Origin of the sequence: Mixta sp. Marseille-Q2659, assembly GCF_940807255.1 — a bacterium.
In the GTDB taxonomy this organism is placed as follows: Bacteria; Pseudomonadota; Gammaproteobacteria; order Enterobacterales; family Enterobacteriaceae; genus Mixta.
In genome coordinates this window covers 24,102-30,676 of record NZ_CALNWY010000037.1, presented here as the reverse complement: position 1 = coordinate 30,676, position 6,575 = coordinate 24,102, and the positions used below count along the sequence as shown (strand labels likewise).

Below are 6,575 nucleotides of genomic sequence, written 5' to 3'. Positions count from 1 at the left end.
CTTAATACAGTGCAAGGCGTAAAGAGTTAATAAACCGTCGCTGCCGATGTGCAGGCGGCGGTTTATATTTAGCGGAACGGCGGGGCAAAATATAATCTCGCCAGGAGGAAAAAATAGTCAATTATTGTTGTTTAACACCAATTCCTTGTTCGCTATCAGCAAACGCACAGTCAGCCAACGGTACTCTTTTCTTTCTGACACCCAAGTTTTGCTTATTAATGTATCAATTCAGAACGTGTCGCCCTTTCTTTGAGACGATGCCCGTTGCCGTAAGGTGTTGTCCCGGCATGATGGCCGTAGCGGAAAGGTCTTAACAAGATATCAGTTAATGAAATGTCAGCAGAGCGCGCATCCGCCAAAAGCAAAAAACAGGCTGCCGCTGGCAAGACTCTTCCTGTTTTGCCAACTCTGTCTACGCATATCGTTACGCGATGCGTTACCATGACAGCTCAGGAAAGTAAGCTGAAGCGTTTATGACATGCTGATGTTTTAACGGAGCGAGACGTGATTCTTTCCGGGGGGAAGGGAACGTAATACCCACAGCGCCATGTGAGTTCAACGGCTTAATACCGATTTCCCATCTGGTGCCGGATACATTAAATAAAACGATGCAGGAAGTGTGAAAAAATCTTGCGAAGTGGTTTTAAACAGCGGGTAAGGTAATCACAGCCGCTCTTTTAAAGCATTGATGCAGGACGTTTTAAATCAGGAATGGATGCCCTTTACAGGACGCGCTGAATTTGTAATTTGTCCTGTAAACTCGCAGAATAGACTAAAATTATGCTTGATTGCTAGCAAGCTAATTATAAGGAGATGAAATTGGATACGCCACTAGGAACGGATTTGGCACGTTTAGTGCGCATCTGGCGTGCATTGATCGATCAACGACTCAAACCGCTGGAACTGACGCAAACCCACTGGGTCACACTGCACAATATCCATCAGCTACCGCCGCATCAGTCTCAAATTCAGCTGGCTAAAGCTATCGGCATTGAACAGCCTTCTCTGGTACGCACGCTGGATCAGTTAGAGGAGAAGGGCCTGATTATTCGGTGTACCTGTGCCAACGATCGGCGCGCAAAGCGCATCAAGCTGACTAAAGCTGCGGAGCCGGTTATTCAGGAAGTGGAACATGTCATTGATGCCACGCGCGATGATATTTTAGCCGGTATTTCAAAGCGCGAAGTTGAGCAACTGGTTACGCTGATTGCCCGCCTGGAAAAAAACATCGCTGAGTTACAAAAGAAAGGTGATTAAGCCAGAAAAAAACCGACGCCCGGCGTCGGTTTTTTTGCGCAAAACGTTTAGCGCGGCGAGACGGTAACCTGGCTGCCGTTTGACGCCAGCATCACGCGCTGGCCCACAGAGTAACGGCTGGCAGCCTGTTTCTGTACAACCAGAATGGTGTTGCCGTCATCTTTACGAATTTCCAGTTCCACACCATCGGTTTTATTCATCGCACCCTGAACGCCCTGGCCCGCTACGCCACCCAGCACCGCGCCACCCGCAGTAGCCAGACTGCGACCGGTACCGCCGCCAACGGTGTTGCCCAGGAAACCACCCAGCACTGCGCCGCCGAGCGCACCAATCACATTGTTCTCATCGCCGCCCTGAATTTTTACCGGACGAACGGATACCAGCGTACCGTAGCTAACGCTTTGAACCTGCTTGGCTTCATTAGCACTGTACACGTCGCCGGAAAGCGTATCGGTGTTGGTACAGCCTGCAAGCGTCATGCCAGTCAGCGCCACAACTAATAAACGCTTCATCATTATAAAGCTCCTTTCATGATTATTGACTGCATTGAAAAGGCAGCCACAGATAACCTAATTATATGGCAGAACCTTCGCCTGTCTCAAAATCCTGTGAAAAAGACGATAGCTGAGCATAGACCGCGTGGGGTAAACAAAAATTCAATTATGCCAGGAAAAAATCATAGCTGAATGTAAAAGCGTCGGGTCGTCCATAAAAAACAACAATTAATCATAGAATTACCCCGCCTTTTTTGCCAGGCTGAGGGCAGTTTGAATTCTCTTCCTGTGGGGAAGTAAGGTAGTGCGATGAAATCGGGACGCTATATTGGCGTGATGTCCGGCACCAGTCTGGATGGCGTAGATGTGGTGTTAGCGGCCATTGATGAGCGGATGGTGGCGCAGCAGGCGAGCTATTGTCATCCGGTGCCGCAGCCGTTACGGCAGGCGCTGCTAGCCATTAATCAGGGGCAAAGCCTGACGTTATCCCAGCTTGGACAGCTGGATACGCAACTTGGCCGCCTGTTTGCCGAAGCCGTGTTAACGCTATTAAAGCAACAAAACCTTAGCGCTGATGATATTACCGCTATTGGCTGTCATGGGCAGACGGTATGGCATGAGCCGTATGGCGAGGCGCCCAGTACGCTACAGATCGGCGATAACAATCAGATCGTCGCCGCTACCGGCATTACCGTAGTCGGTGATTTTCGCCGCCGCGATATGGCGCTGGGTGGGCAGGGCGCGCCGCTGGTTCCCGCCTTTCATCAGGCGTTACTGATGCATCCGCAGGAGCGTCGGATGGTATTGAACATTGGCGGCATCGCCAACCTTTCACTGCTGATCCCGGGCAAGCCGGTAGGCGGTTACGATACCGGCCCCGGCAATATGTTGATGGATGCATGGATTTGGCGTCATCGCGGCCAGCCTTACGATAAAGATGGCGCCTGGGCGGCAGGCGGGAAGGTTATCCTGCCGTTGCTGCAACAGATGCTGGGTGACGCCTGGTTTGCGTTGCCAGCGCCTAAAAGCACCGGTCGGGAGTATTTCAATGCGGGCTGGATCGAAAAACAGCTGGCGCATTTTCCTGGCATCGCGCCGCATGATGTGCAGGCCACGCTGCTGGAGCTGACGGCGGTGACTGTCAGTGAACAGGTGTTGCTGAGCGGCGGCTGCGAGCGTCTGCTGGTGTGCGGCGGCGGCGGACGTAATCCGCTACTGATGGCGCGTCTGGCGGCGCTGTTAGCGGGCACTGAAGTCGTCACCACCGACAAAGTTGGTATTAACGGCGATGATATGGAAGGACTGGCGTTCGCGTGGCTGGCTTATCGCACCTTATCGGGGTTGCCGGGGAATCTGCCCTCGGTGACCGGCGCGCGCGAAGCCAGCATTCTGGGCGCGATTTATCCGGCTAACCGGCTTGCGCGTTAATGGGATATGAGGAGAAAACATGCGTAAGACGCTAACGTTAACGGTTGTACTGTTATTAAGCGGCTGCGGTCTGTTTGGCAAACAGCAGTCTGAGACTCAGACCTTGCACTACCTGTGCGGCACCTTGCCGCTGACGGTAAAAATTGAGCAACAGCAGGCGCATCTCATTATGGATGGCCAGCCGCTTACGCTGAACGAGGCGGTTTCCGCCTCCGGCACGCGTTACAGCGACGGCACTTACAGTTTCTGGACCAAAGGCGATAGCGCTTTTATCGAACGCAATCAGCGCATTATCGTTAATGACTGCCAGCTACAGGCTGCGCCCTGACGCGTTGAATATTCCGCAGCCGAGTAGCAGAATGGCTGCTCCCTTTGCAATGGTTGAACCCGGTTATGAGTGAAAACGACAGTTTGCAACAGATCGCCCATTTGCGGCGTGAATATACGCGCGGCGGCCTGCGCCGTAAGGATTTACCTGAGCAGCCGCTGGCGCTCTTTGAACAGTGGCTACGCCAGGCCTGCGAGGCGCAGCTGCCCGATCCGACCGCTATGTGCGTCGCCACGGTCGATGCCCAGGGACAGCCTTATCAACGCATTGTGCTGCTCAAGCATTACGATGAGCGCGGCATGATCTTCTATACCAACCTGGGCAGCCGCAAAGCGCAGCAGCTGGCTGAGAATCCGCGTGTCAGCCTGCTGTTCCCGTGGCATTTCCTCGAGCGTCAGGTGATGGTACTGGGGCAGGTAGAAAAACTCTCGACGCTGGAAGTGGTGAAATATTTCCACAGCCGTCCGCGTGACAGTCAAATCGGTGCCTGGGTTTCGCAGCAGTCGAGCCGCATTTCCGCGCGCGGCGTACTGGAAAGCAAATTTCTTGAGCTGAAACAGAAATTCAGCCAGGGCGAGGTGCCGCTTCCCAGCTTCTGGGGCGGGTTCCGTATTAAAATTGACGCCATGGAGTTCTGGCAGGGCGGTGAAAACCGGTTGCACGATCGCTTTTTTTACCAGCGTGAAGGCGAGAGCTGGAAAATCGATCGCCTGGCGCCCTGAATTCGCTAAATAACCGTTTGCAGCGCTGGCGCTGCTTGCGCTGGCGCTTTATTCTATACGCCTTCATTTCTCCGCACGTCAGCGGAAAGCTGTGTACCAGCATAGGTGCAGTCGTTACAACATGGAGTCTTTAATGACCAGCAGTAACCTGATTAAACAATTGCAAGAGCGGGGCCTGATAGCCCAGGTAACGGACGAGGATGCGTTAGCAGAGAGACTGGCGCAAGGCCCAATCGCTCTCTATTGCGGCTTCGATCCGACCGCCGACAGCTTGCATTTGGGCCATCTGGTACCTTTGCTTTGTCTGAAACGTTTCCAGGATGCGGGACACAAACCGGTAGCGCTGGTAGGCGGCGCCACCGGACTGATTGGCGATCCCAGCTTCAAAGCGGCCGAGCGCAAACTCAACACCACGGAAACAGTGAATGAATGGGTAGAAAAGATCCGCCAGCAGGTGGCGCCGTTCCTTGATTTCGACTGTGGCGATAACAGCGCGATAGCTGCAAACAACTACGACTGGTTCGGCAGCATGAACGTGCTGACCTTCCTGCGTGACATTGGCAAGCACTTCTCTGTTAACCAGATGATTAACAAAGAAGCGGTGAAGCAGCGTCTGAATCGTGAAGATCAGGGGATCTCTTTTACCGAGTTCTCCTACAACCTGTTGCAGGGTTATGATTTTGCCTGCCTGAACGAACGCTATGGTGTGGCGCTGCAAATCGGCGGCTCCGACCAGTGGGGCAACATCACCTCCGGTATCGATCTGACGCGTCGTCTGCATCAGAACCAGGTTTTCGGCCTGACCGTACCGCTGATCACCAAGTCTGACGGCACCAAATTCGGCAAGACCGAAGGCGGCGCGGTATGGCTGGATGCGAAGAAAACCAGCCCGTACAAATTCTATCAGTTCTGGATCAATACCGCCGATGCGGATGTGTACCGCTTCCTGAAATTCTTCACCTTTATGAGTATTGAAGAGATCGATGCGCTGGAAGAAGAAGATAAAAATAGCGGTAAAGCGCCGCGCGCTCAGTATGTACTGGCCGAGCAGGTGACGCGTCTGGTGCATGGCGACGAGGGTCTGGCCGCCGCGCAGCGTATTACCCAGAGCCTGTTCTCCGGCAGCCTGAGTGATATGACCGAGGCAGATTTCGAGCAGCTGGCGCAGGACGGTATGCCGACCATCGCACTGGATAACGATGCCGATCTGCAGCAGGCGCTGGTTACGGCGGAGCTGGTGCCGTCACGCGGCCAGGCACGCACCATGATCAATTCGAATGCGGTCACGGTTAACGGTGAAAAACAGTCTGATGCGGAATACCGCTTCAGCGACAGCGATAAGCTGTTTGGCCGTTATACGCTGCTGCGTCGCGGTAAAAAGCACTACTGTCTGGTGTGCTGGAAATAAAACTAAAAAAGGCCGGTTCGACCGGCCTTATTTTTTGGCAAGGCTGTGCAGGTTCAACATGAAAAATATTCTCGCTATTCAGTCTCACGTCGTTTTTGGTCACGCCGGCAACAGCGCGGCGGAGTTCCCGATGCGCCGCATGGGTGTCAACGTCTGGCCGTTAAACACCGTGCAGTTCTCTAACCATACGCAATATGGTCACTGGACCGGCACGGTCATGCCGGCAACGCATTTAACCGAGATCGTAAAAGGCATTGCCGACATCGATCGTCTGAAAACCTGTGATGCGGTGCTGAGCGGCTATTTAGGCTCGGCGGAGCAGGGCGAGCAGATTCTGGAAATCGTTCGCCAGGTTAAACAGGCTAACCCTGACGCCTGGTATTTCTGCGATCCGGTGATGGGCCATCCTGAAAAAGGCTGTATCGTTGCGCCGGGCGTGGCGGAATTTCACTGCAAATCCTCGCTGCCTGCCAGCGATATCATTGCGCCTAACCTGCTGGAGCTGGAGATGCTGAGCGGCAGCAGTGTGGCGAATATTGATGAAGCTGTGACAGTGTCACGTAAGCTCATCGCCCAGGGGCCGAAAATTGTACTGGTGAAGCATCTGGCGCGCGCCGGACGCCGCAGCGATCGTTTTGAAATGCTGCTGGTCACCGCGCAGGAAGCCTGGCATATCAGCCGTCCGCTGATCGATTTTGGCGTAAGGCAGCCGGTCGGCGTCGGCGATCTTACCAGCGGCCTGCTGTTAGTAAATCTGCTGAAAGGTGAGACGTTAAAACAGTCGCTGGAACATATTACCGCTGCGGTTTATGAAGTGATGTTAAAAACCCATGAGATGGGTGAGTATGAGCTACAGCTGGTGGCGGCGCAGGATCTTATTGCGCAGCCTGCACACCATTTTGCTGCTGAAAGGCTTTAAGCGCATAAAAAACGGGACG

At 53.7% G+C, this 6,575-nt stretch carries 7 protein-coding genes; 6 read left to right on the top strand and 1 reads right to left on the bottom strand.

All coding sequences use genetic code 11. The annotated features are described in order from the left end of the window. Positions 1-813: 813 nt before the first annotated feature. Positions 814-1,257 carry a transcriptional regulator SlyA gene (slyA, locus tag P3C52_RS18650; RefSeq protein WP_275556405.1) on the top strand — a complete coding sequence of 148 codons (444 nt, stop codon included), beginning with the start codon at positions 814-816 and terminating at the stop codon, positions 1,255-1,257. A gap of 47 nt (positions 1,258-1,304) precedes the next feature. On the opposite strand, the gene P3C52_RS18645 is transcribed toward slyA, so the two are convergent. After that, positions 1,305-1,772 carry a glycine zipper 2TM domain-containing protein gene (locus P3C52_RS18645; protein ID WP_275556404.1) on the bottom strand — a complete coding sequence of 156 codons (468 nt, stop codon included), beginning with the start codon at positions 1,770-1,772 and terminating at the stop codon, positions 1,305-1,307. Between the two features lie 288 nt (positions 1,773-2,060). Here P3C52_RS18645 and anmK point away from each other — a divergent pair, with 288 nt between their 5' ends. The 5 genes from anmK (at position 2,061) to pdxY (ending at position 6,556) form a co-directional block, all read left to right on the top strand. After that, positions 2,061-3,179, top strand: a complete 1,119-nt coding sequence (anmK, locus tag P3C52_RS18640) for an anhydro-N-acetylmuramic acid kinase (protein ID WP_275556403.1) — start codon at positions 2,061-2,063, stop codon at positions 3,177-3,179. Positions 3,180-3,198: 19 nt separating this feature from the next. After that, positions 3,199-3,507 (top strand): MliC family protein, encoded by a 309-nt coding sequence (locus P3C52_RS18635; RefSeq protein WP_275556402.1) that lies wholly within the window; start codon positions 3,199-3,201, stop codon positions 3,505-3,507. Positions 3,508-3,572: 65 nt separating this feature from the next. Further along, positions 3,573-4,229, top strand: a complete 657-nt coding sequence (pdxH, locus tag P3C52_RS18630) for a pyridoxamine 5'-phosphate oxidase (protein WP_275556401.1) — start codon at positions 3,573-3,575, stop codon at positions 4,227-4,229. Positions 4,230-4,362: 133 nt separating this feature from the next. After that, complete coding sequence (tyrS, locus tag P3C52_RS18625) at positions 4,363-5,637, top strand: tyrosine--tRNA ligase (RefSeq protein WP_275556400.1); 1,275 nt, start codon at positions 4,363-4,365, stop codon at positions 5,635-5,637. Positions 5,638-5,695: 58 nt separating this feature from the next. Next, entirely contained in the window at positions 5,696-6,556 is an 861-nt protein-coding gene (gene pdxY / locus P3C52_RS18620; protein WP_275556399.1) for a pyridoxal kinase PdxY, read from the top strand. Positions 6,557-6,575 lie beyond the last annotated feature (19 nt).